The organism is uncultured Campylobacter sp., from assembly GCF_937949835.1.
Lineage (GTDB): Bacteria > Campylobacterota > Campylobacteria > Campylobacterales > Campylobacteraceae > Campylobacter_B.
The window spans coordinates 1-1872 of sequence record NZ_CALEDC010000402.1 but is presented as its reverse complement, the minus strand read 5'-3'; the positions used below and the strand labels follow the sequence as shown (position 1 = coordinate 1872).

Here is a 1872-nt window from a genome sequence, read left to right as displayed (position 1 = left end):
CGGTTCCGTTTTCATTCGTGAAGTCTTTACCACTCTCGCAAACTTTTTCCATTTCATTTATTGCTTCCTCATCCGTAAGCTCTTTTACCTCTTCGGCAAACATAAAAGAGCTTAAAAAAGCCAAAGCTAAAATGATTTTTTTCATTTCTTCCTCCTTAAAATTTTTCGTATTATTTCACTTTTCGTTGTCAGATACTGTCATTTAATGATGTTAAAATTTTTATTACTTTTTTGAATTTTAAAAATTCTGCAAAAGTATACCCCCATAATAAGCGCAAAAATATACGATTGCCATGTTTTACAGCCTGCGTACGGCAATCGCATCAATATCTAATTTTCAATCTATGACTTACTGGCGCTATGAAATTTTATAGCGCCTAATACCGACGAGCTCTTGATATACTCAAAAATTATAAAATTTTTAAGAGTCGATGTGCGAAATTTAAAAAGCTAGTTTTTAAAGTAAAATTATTTTAAAAACTTAATTTATAATTTAAGCTTTTATAAGCCGCGAAAATCTTAGCTCTATTTAAAAATAGAAAAATAAAATTTCGCTCTATAACTTAAAATTTCGTTTTAAGGCCGAAAAATTCGCAATTTTTAATGCTAAAATTCTATAAATCTTTCATTCATTTCACATTAAAGGAGAAAAAATGAAAAGACGCGAATTTTTAAAAGGCGTTGCCGCGAGCGCGGCAGGTGTGGCAAGTGCGAACGCCACTAGCGTCATTAGCGACGATCTGATGAATAGCGAGGATGCGCCGATCACCGCCTCGCATTTCGGCGCGGTTAGGGCTCTTAGGCGAAACGGTAAATTTGAAGGCGTTTTAAGCGAGAGTGAGCTCGATTTTTTCCCGATCAGCCTTACTCAGGGGCTTGCGGCGCGCACATACGACGCTACGCGTATCGCGCGACCATGCGTGCGAAAAGGCTATCTAGAAAAAGGCTGGCAGAGCGACAAAAGCATGCGCGGCAAGGACGAGTGGATCGAGATTAGTTGGGATGAGGCGTATAAACTCGTAGCAGACGAGCTAAAGCGCGTGCTTAAAGAGCACGGCGCAAGCTCAATTTACGGCGGCAGCTATGGCTGGTACAGCGTCGGCAGCGTAAATAACCCGCAAACCCTACTCGGTCGCATGCTAAATATCATCGGCGGCTACACTACGAGAAAGCTTAACTATTCGTGCCACTGTATAAGTGCGATAACCCCGCACATCAGCGGAACGGACGAGGCCAACGCCTTGCAAACCGCGTGGCCTACGATCCTAAAGCATAGCGAAGCGGTGCTCATCTGGGGTGCCGATCCGATCAATACCAATCAGATCGCATGGGCAGTGCCTGATCATGAGAGCTATTTGTATTTCGCAAAGCTAAAAGAGCAGATGCAAAAGCGCGGCGTAAAGGTGATCACGATCGATCCGGTCTATAATAACACCGCTAAATTTTTAGGCTCTGAGCACATTTCGATCAACCCTACCACCGACGTTGCGATGATGATGGCGATATGTTACGAGATGATGGCGCAAGGGCTTGCGGATGAGAAATTTCTTAAAAAATACACTCACGGCGCGGAGGAATTTAAAGCCTATCTTAGAGGCGAAAGCGAAGATGGACTGAAAAAAGACGCGGCGTGGGCGTCTAAAATTTGCGGCGTGAGAGAGGATGAGATCAAAGGCTTAGCTAAAATTTTAGGCAGCAAGCGCACTATGATAATGTGCGGCTGGGGTCCGCAGCGCGCTCATCACGGCGAGCAGTTTCACTGGATGGCAACGGTGCTTGCCGCTTTCGTGGGCCAAATCGGGCTTGCGGGCGGTGGATACGGCTTTGGCTATCATTACAGCGACGGCGGCTGCCCTAGCCCCGCAGCTCCGG

The 1872-nt window shown here is 44.7% G+C and carries 1 protein-coding gene; it reads left to right on the top strand.

The window, feature by feature from the left end; translation table 11 throughout:
- Positions 1–653 precede the first annotated feature (653 nt).
- Positions 654–1872: molybdopterin-dependent oxidoreductase (locus Q0256_RS09150; RefSeq protein ID WP_297962390.1), on the top strand; the 1219-nt coding region annotated here is incomplete at its 3' end.